Origin of the sequence: Nostoc sp. ChiVER01 (assembly GCF_034531155.1) — a bacterium.
Taxonomy (GTDB): Bacteria; Cyanobacteriota; Cyanobacteriia; order Cyanobacteriales; family Nostocaceae; genus Nostoc.
Map to the genome: position 1 here is coordinate 218,246 of NZ_JAVRBS010000009.1, position 17,091 is coordinate 235,336.

The 17,091-nt window shown below is 41.5% G+C and carries 17 protein-coding genes; 9 read left to right on the top strand and 8 right to left on the bottom strand.

The window, feature by feature from the left end:
* Nucleotides 1–8: 8 nt before the first annotated feature.
* Both RMY00_RS14815 and RMY00_RS14820 read right to left on the bottom strand, forming a co-directional pair.
* The gene (locus RMY00_RS14815; protein WP_322648254.1) at nt 9–2,804 is read right to left on the bottom strand and encodes a PAS domain S-box protein; all 2,796 of its coding nucleotides are present in this window, start codon (nt 2,802–2,804) and stop codon (nt 9–11) included.
* Between the two features lie 372 nt (nt 2,805–3,176).
* Nucleotides 3,177–4,709 (bottom strand): SagB/ThcOx family dehydrogenase, encoded by a 1,533-nt coding sequence (locus RMY00_RS14820; RefSeq protein WP_322648284.1) that lies wholly within the window; start codon nt 4,707–4,709, stop codon nt 3,177–3,179.
* A 291-nt stretch (nt 4,710–5,000) separates the two neighbouring features.
* Between RMY00_RS14820 and RMY00_RS14825 the strand changes: the two genes are divergently transcribed.
* A complete protein-coding gene (locus RMY00_RS14825; protein WP_322648255.1) occupies nt 5,001–5,231 on the top strand; it encodes an addiction module protein in 231 nt (76 codons plus the stop codon).
* Nucleotides 5,228–5,530: a type II toxin-antitoxin system RelE/ParE family toxin gene (locus tag RMY00_RS14830; RefSeq protein ID WP_322648256.1), complete on the top strand. Its 303-nt coding sequence runs from the start codon at nt 5,228–5,230 to the stop codon at nt 5,528–5,530. The genes RMY00_RS14825 and RMY00_RS14830 overlap by 4 nt, the downstream gene beginning before the upstream one ends.
* A 45-nt stretch (nt 5,531–5,575) precedes the next feature.
* Here RMY00_RS14830 and RMY00_RS14835 read toward each other — a convergent pair whose 3' ends face one another.
* Nucleotides 5,576–6,424: a M28 family peptidase gene (locus tag RMY00_RS14835; RefSeq protein ID WP_322648257.1), complete on the bottom strand. Its 849-nt coding sequence runs from the start codon at nt 6,422–6,424 to the stop codon at nt 5,576–5,578.
* Between the two features lie 317 nt (nt 6,425–6,741).
* On the opposite strand from RMY00_RS14835, the gene dnaK reads away from it, so the two are divergent.
* Complete coding sequence (gene dnaK, locus RMY00_RS14840) at nt 6,742–8,823, top strand: molecular chaperone DnaK (protein ID WP_322648258.1); 2,082 nt, start codon at nt 6,742–6,744, stop codon at nt 8,821–8,823.
* Nucleotides 8,824–8,965: 142 nt separating this feature from the next.
* A complete protein-coding gene (locus tag RMY00_RS14845; protein WP_322648259.1) occupies nt 8,966–9,961 on the top strand; it encodes a J domain-containing protein in 996 nt (331 codons plus the stop codon).
* A 153-nt stretch (nt 9,962–10,114) separates the two neighbouring features.
* Here RMY00_RS14845 and RMY00_RS14850 read toward each other — a convergent pair whose 3' ends face one another.
* Nucleotides 10,115–10,375, bottom strand: coding sequence for a type II toxin-antitoxin system RelE/ParE family toxin (locus tag RMY00_RS14850; RefSeq protein ID WP_322648285.1), 261 nt, complete (start codon nt 10,373–10,375; stop codon nt 10,115–10,117).
* Nucleotides 10,376–10,410: 35 nt separating this feature from the next.
* Complete coding sequence (locus RMY00_RS14855; protein ID WP_322648260.1) at nt 10,411–10,770, bottom strand: type II toxin-antitoxin system Phd/YefM family antitoxin; 360 nt, start codon at nt 10,768–10,770, stop codon at nt 10,411–10,413.
* A 147-nt stretch (nt 10,771–10,917) separates the two neighbouring features.
* Here RMY00_RS14855 and RMY00_RS14860 point away from each other — a divergent pair, with 147 nt between their 5' ends.
* From RMY00_RS14860 to RMY00_RS14875, 4 genes are all read left to right on the top strand, one after another.
* Nucleotides 10,918–11,439 carry a J domain-containing protein gene (locus RMY00_RS14860; RefSeq protein ID WP_322648286.1) on the top strand — a complete coding sequence of 174 codons (522 nt, stop codon included), beginning with the start codon at nt 10,918–10,920 and terminating at the stop codon, nt 11,437–11,439.
* Nucleotides 11,440–11,477: 38 nt separating this feature from the next.
* Nucleotides 11,478–11,750 carry a DUF3143 domain-containing protein gene (locus RMY00_RS14865; RefSeq protein WP_322648261.1) on the top strand — a complete coding sequence of 91 codons (273 nt, stop codon included), beginning with the start codon at nt 11,478–11,480 and terminating at the stop codon, nt 11,748–11,750.
* A gap of 111 nt (nt 11,751–11,861) precedes the next feature.
* Nucleotides 11,862–12,134 (top strand): ribbon-helix-helix domain-containing protein, encoded by a 273-nt coding sequence (locus RMY00_RS14870; protein WP_322648262.1) that lies wholly within the window; start codon nt 11,862–11,864, stop codon nt 12,132–12,134.
* Nucleotides 12,131–12,439: a type II toxin-antitoxin system RelE/ParE family toxin gene (locus RMY00_RS14875; RefSeq protein WP_322648263.1), complete on the top strand. Its 309-nt coding sequence runs from the start codon at nt 12,131–12,133 to the stop codon at nt 12,437–12,439. Before RMY00_RS14870 ends, RMY00_RS14875 begins: the two co-directional genes overlap by 4 nt.
* 1 nt (nt 12,440) lies before the next feature.
* Here the strand turns inward: RMY00_RS14875 and RMY00_RS14880 are convergent, their stop codons facing one another.
* The 3 genes from RMY00_RS14880 to lysA all read right to left on the bottom strand — a co-directional run bounded on the left by RMY00_RS14880 (nt 12,441) and on the right by lysA (nt 15,899).
* Nucleotides 12,441–13,190, bottom strand: coding sequence for an isoprenyl transferase (locus tag RMY00_RS14880; protein ID WP_322648264.1), 750 nt, complete (start codon nt 13,188–13,190; stop codon nt 12,441–12,443).
* Complete coding sequence (gene cdaA, locus RMY00_RS14885) at nt 13,187–14,110, bottom strand: diadenylate cyclase CdaA (protein WP_322648265.1); 924 nt, start codon at nt 14,108–14,110, stop codon at nt 13,187–13,189. Before cdaA ends, RMY00_RS14880 begins: the two co-directional genes overlap by 4 nt.
* A gap of 385 nt (nt 14,111–14,495) precedes the next feature.
* Nucleotides 14,496–15,899 carry a diaminopimelate decarboxylase gene (lysA, locus tag RMY00_RS14890; protein WP_322648266.1) on the bottom strand — a complete coding sequence of 468 codons (1,404 nt, stop codon included), beginning with the start codon at nt 15,897–15,899 and terminating at the stop codon, nt 14,496–14,498.
* Nucleotides 15,900–15,992: 93 nt separating this feature from the next.
* On the opposite strand from lysA, the gene rimI reads away from it, so the two are divergent.
* Nucleotides 15,993–16,544 (top strand): ribosomal protein S18-alanine N-acetyltransferase, encoded by a 552-nt coding sequence (gene rimI / locus RMY00_RS14895; protein ID WP_322648267.1) that lies wholly within the window; start codon nt 15,993–15,995, stop codon nt 16,542–16,544.
* Nucleotides 16,545–17,091: the final 547 nt, after the last annotated feature.

Consider the following 17,091-nt stretch of genomic DNA (forward strand, 5'->3'; position numbering starts at 1 on the left):
GGTATTTACTAATGCAAAGTTAACTGCGTGAATTTAATTTTGAATACTGTTCCGTGATTGCGTTCTAGAGTAATGTCGCCTTCAAGCTGTTCTGTAACCAAGTCATACACTAACGACAGTCCCAAAGAATCAGTAGTTGTCCAATCTAAATTATCTGGTAAACCGATCCCATTATCTCGGATAGTCATCTCGATACTATTATCAACATTACGTAAAGCAATGCTAATTATGCCTGCTTGTTGGTTAGGAAAAGCGTGTTTGAGGGCATTGGAGATTAATTCGTTAATAACTAGTCCACAAGCAATAGCTTGGTCAGCATTCAAGCTAACTGAATCTATATCGGTTTCTAGAGCGATTTTTCCAGGGTATATTTGATAGGAAAATAGTAAACTTGCTGCCAAATTCTCGATATAGTCAGCAACATCAATTTGTCCAATGTTAGCGGAAGTATATAAATTTTTATGGATTAGAGATATTGACTCAATCCGGTTCTGACTTTCTCGAAGAGCTTTGATGGCTTCTGGATCTTTGAGTGTTTGAGACTGGAGTTGTAATAAACTGGAGACAATTTGCAGATTATTTTTGACTCGATGATGAACTTCTTTTAATAAAACTTCTTTTTCAGCCAAGGCATTTTTTAACTTTACTTGAGCTTTTTGTCTTTGAACAAGTTCAGTTTGAGCTTGCTCAAGGATGCTGGATTGTTGAATTGCGATCGCTAATTGGACTGTTAATTGATCGAGCAAATCTAATTGATTTTCTTCCCAGTGGCGGAAACCAGAGCATTGGTGAGCAATCAGTAAACCCCAAAGGTGAGAGCCTAGATTTTGAGAGCTTACTTCTAGTAAGATGGGCACGACTAAATTTGCTTTGACTTCAAACTGTTCTAACAAGCGAATATGGCAATCACTTAATCCTGCTTCATAAATATTAGCGATCGCTCTTTTACGTCTTTGATAATACTCCACTCCTGCGCCTGTTTGAAAACATGTATCATGAATCTGGACACCTAAAGAAGCAGTCCATCCAGGTTCCACCGATTCCGCCACAATTGTGCCGATCATCTCTGGGTCAAACTGATAAACTACCACTCGATCAACCCCAAGTAAATCTCGCACTTCTTCAACTGTTGCATTCAGGATATCTTGGAGATTCAATGATTGACGAATCCGTTGAGCAACAGTTCGCATCAATTGCTCTCGCTCGGCTTGAGCTTTGAGAGCCTGTTCAGTTCGCTTACGTTCTATGATGTCTTGCCCAATACCGATAATTTGACCGTTGGAAAGTTTAACATTAGTCCAAGATGTATCCAATAAACGACCATCTCGTACCTGAGTTCTAAAGTCACCCCAGTTGCGTTGTGCAGACTGAATAAAATTAATTACATATTGTCGATATTCAGGATTTGGATATAGCGCTTCTAGGACATCGCCACCTTGGAAGTCTTGAAATTTCCAGCCTAAAGCATTTTCCCATTCTTGGTTCACCCATTGAAGTTGACCATTGGTATCAAAAAGTGCAATCATCAACGGTATACTTTCAAAAACTATCTGCAAAAAGTTATTTTGCTCTTGAAGTTTTGTTTCTAAATTTTTGCGTTTTGTAATATCATAAAAGACCGTTAAAATCGCTGTTTCATTATTAAAATTTAAATATTGCAGTGAAGCGATCGCCCAAAAACAAGTTCCATCTGCTCTTTTTAATTGAAGTTCATAGTTATGAACAAAGTCATGTTGATTCAAGGCTTCTAATAGGAACTTGAAATCGGCTGATTTATAGTATAAATCTAAAACTTCTCGATTAATGAAATCTTTTCTTGAAAATCTAAAATTTTTAATGAATTCTGGATTAGCATATAATATCAAATTGTTAGATACACTCGAAATAATTAATGGAATTGGAATGGCTTCAAAAATGACTCTAAATCTCGCTTCACTTTCTTGAAGTTTTCTTTTGATTCGTTTATTTTCTGTTATATCTTGTATATTAACCAACCGAGCGTTATAACTGGCATAGTCTATTTTATGTGTGATAATTTCAACATCAATAATCTCTCCAGATTTTCGCCGATGTTGCCATTGTCCAGAAAAATGTAAGTTAGACTGCCTTTCTCTTAAATATTCTATAAATATAGGCACATCTTCTAAAGGGCGAATATCAGTTATTCGCATTTGCAAAAACTCTTCTCGTGAGTAGCCATAGTGGACAACAGCAGCTTCATTTACATCTAAAAATCGCAGATTATTTTGGTTATATACCCACATTGGGTTAGGATTTTTAGAGAAAAGAAGATTAAAACTCCTTTGGCTATCATCAATAACTTTTTGCCGATGTAACTCTAAATATCTGATTATTTGTCTAGCTAACTGTTGTAAGGCAACTTGCTCTTTAACAGTCAAATTTCGCGGTGCAAAATCAATTACACAAAGACTACCTAATGCAAAGCCGTTGGAGGTAATTAGAGGAACACCTGCATAAAACCGGAAATAATGATTTGATGTTACAAAGGGATTTGTCGCAAACCGTTCATCTAACAAAGCGTCCGGGATGATTAATATTTTGTTTTGTAAAATAGTATAATGACCAAAAGAAATGCTTCGAGGAACTTCCGCTATAGTTACCCCAATTTTTGACTTGAACCATTCCCGTTCTGCATCAACTAGGCTAATAAGAGCGATTGGTGTTTCACAAAGATTAGCAGCTAGTTGAGCTAATTCATCAAAAATTTCTTCTGGTGGTGTATCTAAAATTTGATACTGATTAAGCACTTCTAAACGCTGGCTTTCATTCTCTGGAGATAGCATTAGGGGTTGTGTAAAAAAACTAATTTTTAGTACTAGATTTCATTTGCTGTAATCTAAAAATATAATTAATTTTCTGTAAAGTATGCAAATATTATGATGTATTAAATTTGCCTGCAATTTCAATGTGGAATAGCTGATAATTTCTCGATAAAAAACCTTAAGAGCAGCATCTACGCTCTTTGATACTTAGAAGTAAAAAATAAGTATTTGTATTTAAAGAGACTTACCAAAAAAGTATATGTTGCTTGAATCTTCATAGGAATCTGGCACTGTAAAGTATGTTTGATAGTTTACACTAAGCAAGGATAACTTGTATATATACGCAAAGAACACAGAAAAACTCTCTGCATTCTTTGCGCCTCCAGATTATTTTTATCTTGGGCGTCCCAATGTAGTGATATAGAGAACAGCTTCATCAGTAGGGATACCCAAAACTTCATTTACTTGGTCATCAAAGAAACCACCAATACCACTAACGCCTACATTTAGGTGTATAGCTGCTAAATTTAAGCGTTGTCCTAAATGGCCTGCATCCAGATGTAAGTAACGGTAAACGCGATCGCCATATTGTGCGATCGCAGCTTTTAAATCGGCTGTATGGAAAAGCACTGCTGCTGCATCCCGCCCCAATTCTTGCCCCAAACAGAGAAAATGTAACTCTCGCCGAAAGTTTTTAAAACGAATTTGGCGTAATTCTTGGGCTTTGGGTGCGTAATAATAACAACCTGCATCCAATCCTTTAACTCCGGAAACAGCAATAAATGTTTCTATTAAATTCAAATCAAAGTAATCTGGAGAAATATCTAAACTTTGGTCAATGTAATTTTGCGGTTGGTAAGTGAAATCGAGTAAACCCTTTAATTCATCGAAAGTTAAATCATCACCATTATAAGCGCGGGTAGAGCGTCGCTTATACATAGTGGTTTCCAATTCTGATAGCTTTTGTCCCCAATCTATAGGCGCAGTGGTGGTAGGAATTTTCAAACAGAAAGGAAAGTTATATTTATCCTCTAAAGATTTTTCTTGTTTAATAGCTGGTAGATTAAGATTGCCAGTTACACCTGATTGGATCTGGGTGTGTCGATGGAAATATGTCAGCAATTCACCATCGGGAATTTCGGGATAACTGGTTTCGGTGGTAGAAGGTAAAGCAGTACATCCTAATGGTAAATTTTGATTGACATCTAACAAATCTGCCAGAGGTAAAACAGCGATCGCACCTTCTTGTTGTGGATCAATATAAAGCAGATCGTTTACCGATTCATCCACAAAACCGCCGATTAAATGGGGGCGATAGTCAGTAATCGCACCAGCTAACTCGATATTGCCCAACAGGTGTCCCGTATCTAGAAAAATCCGCCGATAAGCCCGATCTTCATAGCGCCACGCAGAACGATAGAAAACCGCAGTCACAATAATTGCTAGTTGAGTATTTTCTAGGGAAGGATGCCAGAAACAAGCTGATTGGAGATTTTGCCAAACATCACTTTCCCAATAATGCATGAGAGAATGAGTCCGACACTGGTAGTTATATAGACCAGGTGGCAATAACGCCGTACCACGAGAAACCACATACACCTCAGCCGGGTATAATCCGCCTGCACTGGGAGCAGCACGTAAATACACCGCGCTACCCATAGAAGGCATTTTCGCCGTCAATCCATAGCTGCGAAACAGCAGGCGTGAAAGTCTTTGCCACCATTGAGCGTCTGGGTTATTAGCAAATCCCTCTGTTTTTTCTTGGATATAGGGTTTGAGATCAAAAGTATAGCCAATTTTGTACTCTTTGAAAGGCACTGGTTGTTTAGCCCAGTCTAACTGCTGACTTTTGGAGGCGAGAGTCTCAGGGTTGTATTTAGTCCGTTCGTGGTAATGCTGGGCAATTGATTGGTGTAATTCTGGCATAGTACTTTTAATATCCTTGGGGCATCCTTTTTTTGATCTTGGCATTCTTCAGCCTCATTGTTTCGTGTCAATTCGTACAATCCTCATAGTCATAAAGTGGTAATTGGTAACAACTGGATTGGGCGATGGGGCATTGGGCATTGAGGAGGCAGGCGTTAACTTAACCGTATTGAACTATAAACCTTTATATTGAAGATTATGTGGCGCTTCGATTCATGGCAAATCGCTGACCTTAATCTGCCACATTCAACACTAACTCTATGCTGATTAATCGCAAGAGGATCGTAGACTATGACCGAGACAGTACAGAAACTTAGGCTTGAACTATCTCAGCTATCTATGCAAGAACGTGCAGAGCTTGCTTACTTTTTGATCCACTCTTTAGATCAAGATTTTGACGATAACGCGCAATTTGCTTGGGATGTTGAGTTAACGAGAAGAATGGAAGAGATTAGTAGTGGAACAGTTTATGGTGAACTATCAGACAAGGTATTCACTGAACTGCGAGAAAAGTACTCGTGAAGCAGATCATTATTCACAGTGAAGCTAGAGCAGAGCTAGATAATTCAGTCGCCTACTACGAGGGGCAAAAGGCTGGCTTAGGGCTAGATTTATTATCTGAAGTGGAGCAGGCTATTGGCAAAATTCAGCAAAACCCAAGCATAGGAACGCCGTACAAAATTGCCGAGTTGCGTCGCCACGTTCTTCAGTGTTTTCCCTATCTCATCTTCTACGCAGAGTTCGAGGAGTTTATTTGGGTCGTTGCAATAGCTCATGGAAAGCGTAGACCAGATTATTGGAGGAAACGACAGGTTGAATGATACTTTAGAGGGCAAAAAATAAACTTATTAATTTATCTTAACTTTTCACAACCGCCGAATTGCAATTTCCAACCCTTCACATACACCGCTAAGAAAATCTAAATTTAAAGTAGCGATCGCATCACTAGCTTTGTGATAATGAGGATTTCGCAAGAATGCCGTATCTGTCACCATCATTGCTGGATAGCCCAAATCCCAAAAAGGGGCATGATCGCTAAGTCTGGTTTGGGGAACTATTAAACCCCGATTCGGCACAGGTAGCCATTGACTAGGTACACCAGATTTGTGAATATTACGGCTCATGCCAATTAAGTCAGGCAATGTTCGCAAATTACCAATTAAAGCAATAAAATCGCCTCTGTCTGGGTAGAAGCGTTCCAGAGGAGGGGGGTAACTTTGAGAACCAGGCACAGAATCGGTATAGCCCAACATTTCTAGGGAAATCATTAAGCGTAGCTGTTGCTTTTGTTCGTGCAACAGGGCTGCATAATCAGCACTACCTAGTAAGCCGTATTCTTCCATGTCGAAAGCAACTAGCCTTAAGGGATATTTTGCAGCTTGGGCAGCAAACTTTCTGGCTAATTCCAGCAACACCGCCACCCCAGTGGCATTATCATCAGCCGCTACTGTTCCCGGAACGCCATCATAATGAGCGCCAATTAAAATCGGTGGCAAATCCTTTTTTTGTCGTCTCTCTTGGGAAGGTAAATTTAGTATCAAGTTATTACAAGCTTTACCCCTGACTTCAAAGGTGTGGATTTCCACACTCCCCCATTGGGAAAATTGCTGGCGAATGTATTCTTGGACAAAAAAATGTCCAGCCGTTGCCATGTAAGGATCGCGTTCTCGCGCGATCGCAGCCAGGGAAGTTTGTAATCGCTCTGTTAAATTCAAATGTTTAAAATAGTGGCAATATTAAGGTTTTCAGGCACTCAAACAAGTAAAGCAAGTATTATTAAGAGTGCATTTACAAACTTGCAGATACAGTACATAGAAAGGATAACAAGAATTTAGGCTGCTTGGACATACCAATCATCGTCAATGCTATCCTAGTCTTGCAACTATCTGCTCTAGCTGAACTTCTTAGCTTATTGCCTTAATGATGACTATTATACCATTGAGGTGTTTTCATCCAATAGCACAAAGCTAGAGGTAGTTCTGCCCAATCATAATAAATATATAAGTAAGACACTTTAGGAGAAGAGTAACGCATGGGCAAGGTAGTCGGCATCGACTTGGGTACAACCAACTCAGTAGTCGCCGTTATGGAGGGTGGCAAGCCGGTGGTGATTGCCAATGCAGAAGGAATGCGAACAACCCCCTCCGTAGTTGGCTTCAGCAAAGAAGGCGAAAGGGTAGTTGGGCAAATGGCACGGCGACAAACCGTCCTCAATCCACAAAATACTTTTTTCGCAGTTAAACGCTTCATTGGGCGCAAGTATGGCGAACTTAGTCCAGATTCTAAGCGTGTACCCTACACCATCCGCAAAGACGAAGTAGGCAATATTAAAATTGCCTGTCCCCGGCTCAATAAGGATTTCGCCCCAGAAGAAATTTCGGCAATGGTGCTGAAGAAATTGGCCGACGATGCTAGTCGCTATTTGGGTGAACCAGTAACAGGGGCAGTAATTACAGTACCCGCTTATTTTAACGATTCTCAACGGCAGGCAACCCGCGATGCTGGCAGAATTGCCGGTTTAGAGGTGCTGCGGATTCTCAATGAACCGACTGCTGCATCTTTGGCTTATGGATTAGATCGGGGTGACACGGAAACTATTTTAGTATTTGACTTAGGTGGCGGCACTTTTGACGTATCGATTTTAGAAGTAGGCGATGGCATATTTGAAGTTAAAGCTACCAGTGGAGACACGCAACTTGGTGGTAACGACTTTGACAAAGTAATAGTAGATTGGTTAGCAGAACAGTTTCTGGAAGCCGAAGGGGTAGATTTAAGACGCGAGAGACAATCTTTACAACGTCTGATGGAAGCGGCGGAAAAAGCCAAAATTGAGCTTTCTGCTGTCAGCGTCACCGAAATTAACTTACCTTTTATTGCTGCCGATCAGGAAGGCCCTAAACATCTCGAAACTCGTCTAACGCGTTCTCAATTTGAAGGCTTGTGTGGTGATTTGGTGGGGCGATTGCGGACACCAGTGAAACGCGCCCTCAAGGATGCCGGACTCTCATCCAGAGACATTGAAGAAGTGGTGCTAGTTGGGGGTTCTACACGGATGCCAATGGTGAAGCAGCTAGTACGGGACTTAATTGGCATAGAACCTAACGAAAACGTTAACCCTGATGAAGTAGTGGGAGTGGGTGCAGCAATTCAAGCAGGCATTCTTGCAGGCGAACTTAAAGATGTGCTGCTTTTGGATGTTACACCCCTTTCTATGGGATTGGAAACCATCGGCGGCGTGATGAAAAAACTCATTCCCCGCAACACCACCATCCCAGTTCGTCGCTCTGACATTTTTTCTACGTCCGAAAATAACCAGAATACTGTGGAAATCCACGTAGTCCAGGGCGAACGGGAAATGGCAGCAAACAATAAATCTTTAGGACGTTTCAAGCTGTACGGGATTCCACCAGCGCCACGAGGAATTCCCCAGATTCAGGTGTCATTTGATATTGATGCTAACGGGATTTTACAGGTAACAGCCTTAGATAGAACCACTGGGCGAGAACAGAGTATCACTATTCAAGGCGCTTCCACCTTGAACGAGTCAGAAGTGAATCGGATGATCCAGGATGCTCAGAAATACGCCGATGTCGATCGCGAACGTAAAGAACGGGTAGAAAAGCGGACTCGTTCAGAGGCGTTGATTTTCCAAGCAGAACGACAGCTTAGAGAAGTAGCACTGGAATTTGGTATGCAGTTTGCCCGAAACCGCCGCCAAAGAATTGATAATATTTGCCGAGACTTAAAAGAGAGTCTTAAGGAAAATAGCGATCGCGGTATTGACCAAGCCTACGCCGATTTGCAAGATGCTCTCTATGAGCTAAATCGGGAAGTCAGGGAAACTTATGCTGAAGATGAAGATGACGACTTGTTTGGTACAATCCGTGACATCTTTACTGGTGATAAAGATAAAGAACGCGACTTTCCCAGAGATACATATCGGGAACGCGACTCATATAGTAGGGACTATGGCAGAGATTACGGTAAAGACTATGGCAGAGACTATAGTCGAGATCGTTCTTCCTCTTATGAAAGCCAAAGCCGTCCGCCACGCAAATCCCGCCCCAGCTACCAAGATAACTGGGATGACGAAGAAGACAATGATTGGTTGTAATACTTTTAATAAAAGCGAAAAGTGAGGAGTGAGGAGTTAAAAATTAAATCTTTCAACTCCTAACTTCTGTACAGACGCGATCAATAGCGTCTCTACTCCTAATTAATCCAAAATTCAAAATCTAAAATTTAAACAACTGACTATGCAAAATTTGTCTAATTTCCGCGATTACTACGAGATTTTAGGAGTATCTAAAGACGCCTCTGGTGAGGAAATTAAAAAGGTTTATCGGCGTTTAGCAAGACAATATCACCCCGATCTCAATCCGGGTAACAAAGAATCTGAGGAAAAATTTAAGGATATTGGCGAGGCTTATGAAGTTCTTTCGGACTCAGCCAAGCGATCGCAGTACGACCAGTTTAGCCGCTACTGGAAACAAAAAGGATTTGCAGGGAACAAACAGACACCAAAGGCTAAAACCTGGCAGAGTGGCGCTAGCGATCGCAACGGCAATCAAGACGTAGATCCAAGCCAATTCTCTGATTTTGAAAGCTTTATTAATCAAGTTATCGGCGTCAAAAATAAAAATACGGCAAGTAAGTCTAATAATGGCAATAATACTGATCCGTTTCGTTCCCCCAGAACAAAAGTCGCCTACACAGTTAGCACCCCACCTCGCACTACCCGTCGAGACATAGAAGCTAGATTAACGCTCCCACTAGAAAAAGCTTATCAAGGCGGTAATGAACGCATTCGTTTGGAAGATGGGCGATCGCTAGAAGTTACTATGCCTCCAGGTATGGTAACAGGTCAAACTATCCGTTTGCGAAACCAAGGGGTTGGTGGTGGCGATTTATACTTGAAAATTACCGTCACTCCTCATCCATTATTTAAGCTAGATGGTTTAAATATCCTCTGCCAAGTACCAGTTACTCCCACAGAGGCAGTTTTAGGAGGACAGGTAGAAGCACCAACTCTCGATGGCCCTGTAAAAATGACCATCCCTCAAGGAGTTAGGTCTGGTCAAAAATTCCGGCTAGGGAATAAAGGCTACCCCAGCGATGACGGTAAACGTGGCGATCAATTAGTAGAAATTCAAATAGTTACCCCGAAAAATATTAGTCAAGAAGAACGAGAACTGTACGAAAAGTTACGGCAAATTGAAACCTTTAAACCCCGTGCTGATTTACTGAGTTAGAGATGAAATAGCATATCCAGCTATTGACCAAAATAATTTGTAAATAATGATATAAGTTCCTTAATTTATCAATGGAGAAAAAATGTAATCAATATTTTAAGCCCTCTGATTTATTTGTAGGGAGTTAAATATGAATTACGAATTATTTTGACCTCAACCTTCATCTTGAAAAATAGTTTCTATATCTTGTGAGCCGTGCAATATACGTACAATTTCTATACCTTCGTCTATTGGTCGATAAAAAATTAAATAATTTTTTACCGGAAAACTTCGCAAAAAAGGTACTAATTCAGATCGTTCTCTGCCCATTTGGGGAAATTTAGCCAGTTTTGGAAAGCTTTCTCGCAGAGTATCAAAAAGTCTATTAGGAACTTTTAAATTATTTGGCGCTACATATTTCCAGATATTTTCAATATCTTACGCTGCTTGAGTAGAAATCCGAAATCGACTCATAGAGAATCGCTGTCAGCCAATTTTTCCTGCCCTCGTGCTTTAATATTTGCAAAAAAAGCCGAAAGTGACTCGTCATTATATTCAGTATACTGACCGCTCTCAAGTTGCTTAATCCCAATGCCAATCTGAGTGCGTAACGCTTCTAGCTTAAATTTTTCGAGTTCTTCCTCAAGATGAGCGAGTTTATCTATCATCTGCTGAAACGCTTGCGCTTCATGTACCACAACCTCCGCTTTTCCATTTACAGTTAGTACAAGTGGCGACTTTGTGGACTTGATCCGCTCTAGGTAATCCTTGGCATTGCGTTTGAAATCGGTGAGAGTTTGAATATTTTCGAGATTAATTTTGATATCCATCGCATCTAATTCAATGCTTTATAAAATATTTTATCAAATACTTTACCTGCTCTGTCTTCTTCCGGCTTCGCCAATCACAAAGGATTTAGAATATAAAAAATATCTTTGAGCAAGGTGACTCAAACAGCCGTGAATCAAAACGGGGCAATGCCACAAAGCAGTAAACCAACTTATTACTCCCTGCTAGGACTGCATCCCTCGGCATCGGTAATCGACATTCGTCGCGCTTATCGGCAACTGAGCAAACGCTATCATCCTGATACTACAGACTTGCCTACTGCGATCGCCACTCTCAAATTTCAGCAAATCAACGAAGCCTACGCGACCCTTAGCCATCCAGAACGGCGGTTGAGCTACGATTTCAAAATTGGCTATTCTCGCTTTGCGGTGATTCAACCACCTCCTGACTTGAACCATCCCGTCTCGCGTCATGACTGGTCAAAATCAGCTTACCTCGATCCTAGCGATCGCCCCCTCTCATCGGGCGAAATTTTTGCTTTATTTATGCTGGTGTTGACATTTGTAGGTTGTCTGATACTAGCAATTGCCATTGGCTTAACTCGTGGTGAGACTGCGATCCATTCGCCTTTGCTACAGCCAACTCCATCTGTACAACAGCAAATTAACCATGTATTGCAACTAATTACCCCTATAGTAATTAAAAACTAAAAAATTTCCTAATCCAAAATCTCAAATCCAAAATTCCTATGCCTCTTCTTCCCTCTGATACCCCTTTATATAATCATCCCCTGCCACAAATTGAACAGTGGCTAAAAGACCAAGGCTGTCAACAAGACGACACACAGAGGCATTGTTGGCATATACAGCGCCCTAATTGGAAAGCTGAACTATGGCTCGATGTTGAGCAAATCGTAGTGCGATATGTCCAATCTGGCGAAAATGGGCAAGATATCCAACGTTCATTTAAGTATTCTCTCAGTCGGGATGATGTAGAACAAGCGGTGTTTTCTGGGCCATAGATGAAGTGCTAAGTCCAATTCATCGTAAAAATGTGATTGCCAATTTTGTAAGGTATAGCTGACAAAAGCGATCGCTTACAATTAAAGTTACTCCTACTCCGACAAAAATCCATGCAAATCGTTCTGCCACCTGAAGTAGAAGCGCTAGTTCAACGTCAACTCACTAGCGGTAAATATCAGAACGCGATCGCAGTTATTCTTGCGGGCGTAAAACTTCTGGAACAGCAAGAAGACATCTATCAAGGACGGCTGCAAGACTTGCAACAAGAAGCGCGTATTGGGTGGGAAGCATCCGGGCGGGGCGAAGTTGTTGATGGCTCGGTTGCAATGGCTCAAATTCGCGCCAATGTGCAATCGCGCTATGGTGTTTCAGACGAAGCATGACACCACAATTTCGCCTTACCAAACCCGCAATTCAAGATATTGAGCAAATAGCAGATTATATTGCGAGACAATCTGGTTTGGCTCAGGCTGAAGGTTTTTTAAGTAAGCTGGACGCGAAATTTACCCAAATTGCTCAGTTCCCTCGTCTTGGACGATTACGTAATGAAATTTTACCTGGTATCCGTAGCCTCTCAATAGATAATTACCTCATCCTCTACATGCCCATAGAGAAAGATGTGGAGATTTTTCGTGTCGTCAGTGGCTATCGAGATATCAAAGCCCTATTTCACGGCTCTGATTCTTGATTTATACTTTGCCAAATCGCCGTTCGCGTTGTTGGTAGGCACATAAGGCGCGGTGAAACTCAGCTCGGTCAAAATCGGGCCAGAGAGCATCGGTAATGTAAATTTCTCCATAAGCCATTTGCCAGAGAAGGAAATTTGAGAGGCGCATTTCTCCACTGGTGCGAATTAACAAATCTGGATCAGTAATTCCGGCTGTGTACAAGTGGCTCTCAAAGACCTGTTCATTAATTTCATCGGGTTGTAGCAGACCTTGCTGGACTTGTTTGGCGATCGCCTGACAAGCTTGTAATATCTCCTGTCGTCCGCCATAATTAGTTGCTACTGAAAACCGGATACCACCATTATCTTTGGTTGCTTCCATTGAACGGGATATTTCTTGTTGAAGCGATCGGGGCAGAGCCTGCAAATTTCCTACAAACTTAATTTGCACATTCTCTTCGACCATTTCTCGCAGTTCTTGGCGTAAAACTCTTTGAAACAGAGTCATTAAAAAATCCACCTCTTCCTGGGGCCTTTTCCAGTTTTCTGTTGAAAAAGCATAAGCCGTCAGCGCCTGAATTCCCCAATCCTGACAACAGCGAAGTAAATCCTTAAGAGCATCTACTCCGCGCTTATGGCCCATAATCCGAGGTAAACCTTGACGTTTAGCCCATCGACCATTGCCATCCATAATCACCGCAACGTGCTGCGGCAATAGTTCTCGTTTTAAGTCAGTAGGCAAATCTTGCAGTTTAGTTTGTTGTGCTGTCATTTTTTATCTCGAGAAGCGGTCGATGGTAATCTGAGTAAACGTGAAACCAGTGCTAGTGTCTTACTACCTATCTGACGAACAAAACTTAACAGACCAGGAGCTACAGCTTCCCTATCCACGATTGGGGACAAAAGAGCTTCTAATGACTCTTTCAGTTTTCTAATCGTTAGGGGTCTATTTAGGGTTCCCCGTTCCGCTAAGGAAATGGAACCCGTTTCTTCAGACACAACGACACAAATGCAATTTTCGACCCGCTCAGTAATTCCCATTGCCGCCCGGTGGCGTGTTCCCAACTGGCGCGAGGCTGTGCGTCCCGAAAGTGGTAAAATTATACCCGACGAGATGATCCGTGAGCCACGAATCAATGTTGCCCCATCGTGTAACAAAGTCTTCGGCTGAAAAATTGTCTGGATTAGTTCTTTAGAAACCTCCGCATTTAGCTTTACTCCTGGCACAGAAAAATCTCGCTCATCAATTGGCCCTGTGGTTTCCACAATTAGTAAAGCTCCAATACGGTTTTTTGACAATTCTTTAACAGCCTCAACAATTTCATCAATTACACTATCAGATTTGGGGATTGCCAGCCGATCGGGTTGAAACAGCTGGCGGAATTCGCCACGCCCTAATTGCTCTAAAAAACGCCGAAACTCTGACTGTAAAGCAACTGCCATCGCTACAGCACAACCAATTACCAACTTTTCCAATACAAAACTTAGCAGAGGTAGTCCTAGTCGGCCACTTAGTGCGGAGGCTAGCATTAAGATAATGAATCCCCTCACCATCCACAGTGTTCGGCGCTCACTAATAATAACTAGTATCATGTACGTCAGCGCCAGCACTAACACAATATCCAGAGTCCCAAGTAGCAAGGACTGTGACCATCCTAGGTTTATCAGCCATTGCTTCCACCAATCTCTCATGACATCTGGATTACACTTTTGCCTCTAATTACATTTAGTCATTTGTCATTTGTCATTTGTCATTTGTTATTAAACCGCGTCTACTGTGAAAACCGTAGTTTTTTATAATGAGGCTAAAGCTCAAAACTCAAGCCACGACGGAATAATATACTCTCTTTAAAAACCCTAAGTTTCAAAATAGACGGGGTTTAGCTCCTAGCTAATGACCCTTACGGGTGACGCTCCTGCGGACGCTCGATGACTCGCTACCGCTTCGCTAACGCTACCGCTTCGCTAACGCTACCGCTTTGCTAACGCCAGTCACTCATGGGGGAAACCCCCTTGGCGCTAGCCTCTCCCTTTGGGAGAAGACCGTGCTGGCTCACCAATGACCAAGGACTAATGACTAATGACTATTTTTCAGCCTTTCTGGTAGGCGATCTTGTCGAATTAAGTCTTGATAAGTTTCACGTTGCAAAATTAAATTTGCTTCGCCATTCGCCACGACAACTGCTGCCGGTCGGGGCAAGCGGTTGTAGTTAGATGCCATACTGTAATTGTACGCACCAGTTCCCATAACTACGAGAATATCTCCTGGTTCAGTCTTTGGAAGTAGTGCATTCTTAATCAGAATATCTCCTGATTCACAATGTTTACCAGCAATTGTGACTGTTTGGGTTAAAGGTGAAGACATTTTATTGGCAACTACTGCTCGATAAACTGATTGGTATGTAATCGGGCGGGGATTATCAGACATTCCCCCATCGATCGCTACATAGGTACGAATTTCTGGGATAACTTTGGATGAACCAATAGTATAAGCAGTGACGCAAGCTGTGGCAATTAGCGATCGCCCTGGTTCACTCAATAATTTCGGCAAAGGCAGATTTTCGGCTGCACATGCTTCTTGGATTACTTCACAAATCGCCTTCACCCACTCTTCAATACTAGGGGGATCGTCTGATTCTGTATACTTAATCCCTAAGCCGCCACCAACATTTAACTCTGTGATATTTAAACCATACTTCCCGGCATCCCGTAGCCACTGCACCATAACAGCCGCCAAATCTTGATGCGGTTGGCGCTCAAAAATTTGGGAACCAATATGAGCGTGTACTCCTACACAATTAAGGGCAGGTTGTTGACTGACAAAGGTAAAAACTTCATCTAAATCATTGGGATCAAAGCCGAATTTGCTATCTAAGTGTCCCGTGCGAATATATTCGTGCGTGTGACACTCGATACCGGGAGTAAGCCGTAGCATGATGCGGATTGATTGACCAGGTTGGGCAATTTCCACAAGGGTATGCAACTCATACCAGTTATCCGCCACAACGGTAACACCAGACTCGATCGCTAAAATTAATTCTTCACGAGATTTATTATTTCCGTGAAGATAAATTTTACCGGGACTAACACCCGCTTGCAAGGCGGTGTAAAGTTCGCCTCCAGAAACTACATCGATACCCAGTCCAACAGATGCTGCGATCGCACAAACTGCTAAACAATTCCAAGCTTTTGAGGCGTACAATACTTGAGATTCGCCCTTGTAGTATTGCTTGAAAGTATCTCGGTATTGCTGACAAGCCGAGCGCAGGGTTTCTTCATCTAAAATATATAAAGGTGAACCAAACTGCTCAACTAGGGTTGTGATATCACACCCACCAATTTCCAGGGAGTCATGATTATGGACTCTGGCAGTTAAGGGTAAAAGTTCTTGATTAGGCGATGGATTTGCCTTGGTGTCGTGCCTTTGAGGTAAATATTGACTTCCAGAATGTTGAACCCCAGTGGGGTGAGTCGATACCATAACTATAAAAGTTTTCCTTGTTCAAATTACGGGCTTTGAGTTCGTCTCCCGATTCCCAGTGTACAAAGGGTTTGTAACGTTATTCAATAAAATGTGATTTCATTAGACTTAGAAATTAAATTACTGACATTAGAAAATCTCAGTGCCATTCTGGAACTTGATCAAGCTTGTTTTGGCGGACTTTGGACAATGGATGGCTACAAACGAGAATTGGATAGCCCCAACAGCGATATACTCGGTTTATTTTCTACCTCCTCCAGCACAAGTTTGCTAGGAATGGGTTGCTTTTGGTCAATTTTAGATGAAGCTCACATTACAATTTTGGCGGTTCATCCTCAATATCACCGTCAAGGTTTGGGTGCGGCTTTATTATATTCACTCATTAAGACAGCTTGCGATCGCAAAATGGAGCGAGCTACCCTCGAAGTCCGAGCTTCCAACTTGGCGGCAATATCTTTATATCAAAAATTTGGCTTCAAAACAGCTGGACGACGGCGGCGTTACTACCAAGATAACGATGAGGATGCTTTAATCCTTTGGCTCCCAGATTTACAACACCGCAAATTTAAAGCAACTTTAGACCAATGGTATTCCATTGTCAGCGATCGCCTTGAAAAATCTTCTTGGCACTTGCTTTTTAAGTAGGTAGGCGAGAAAATTTATAACTATGTCATTGCAAACGGAGCGTTCGTGCAGCGTCTCGTAGAGAAGCAAACTAAAGTAATCGCAATAATTTTGAATTTTTTACATTTTGTTATATAGTTAAGTTTATTTGTGCCTACCTACTTAGTTGGGCATTATTATATTAATTTTGAATTATTGGGGCTTGCGATCGGCTTCAGCAAAAAAATGTAACTTTGCAGCGCCTATTTTGATTTAAATATTTTATTCAAAAAGCAGGTTATATAAGAGAATAATATATTAATATTTTTTACTTGATCTTAAAAAATATATATGTTAAATATAAATGTTTGGGATTAAGTCAAGAAACCCTTAATGTAAGCAGTGAACTGTCTGTAATAAATCCCAAAAAGGCTGGTGAACTATAGCTCCTCAGTACACTAGCCAGATAAGAGTAGTCAATAGTTAACAATTAGCCCATCAACTAAAGTCATAGCTTCAAGATGTCTATAATCTGTTATACAGGCATCCAAAAGCTTTGCCTGTGCTAAAATCAGCATACCGGCACGAC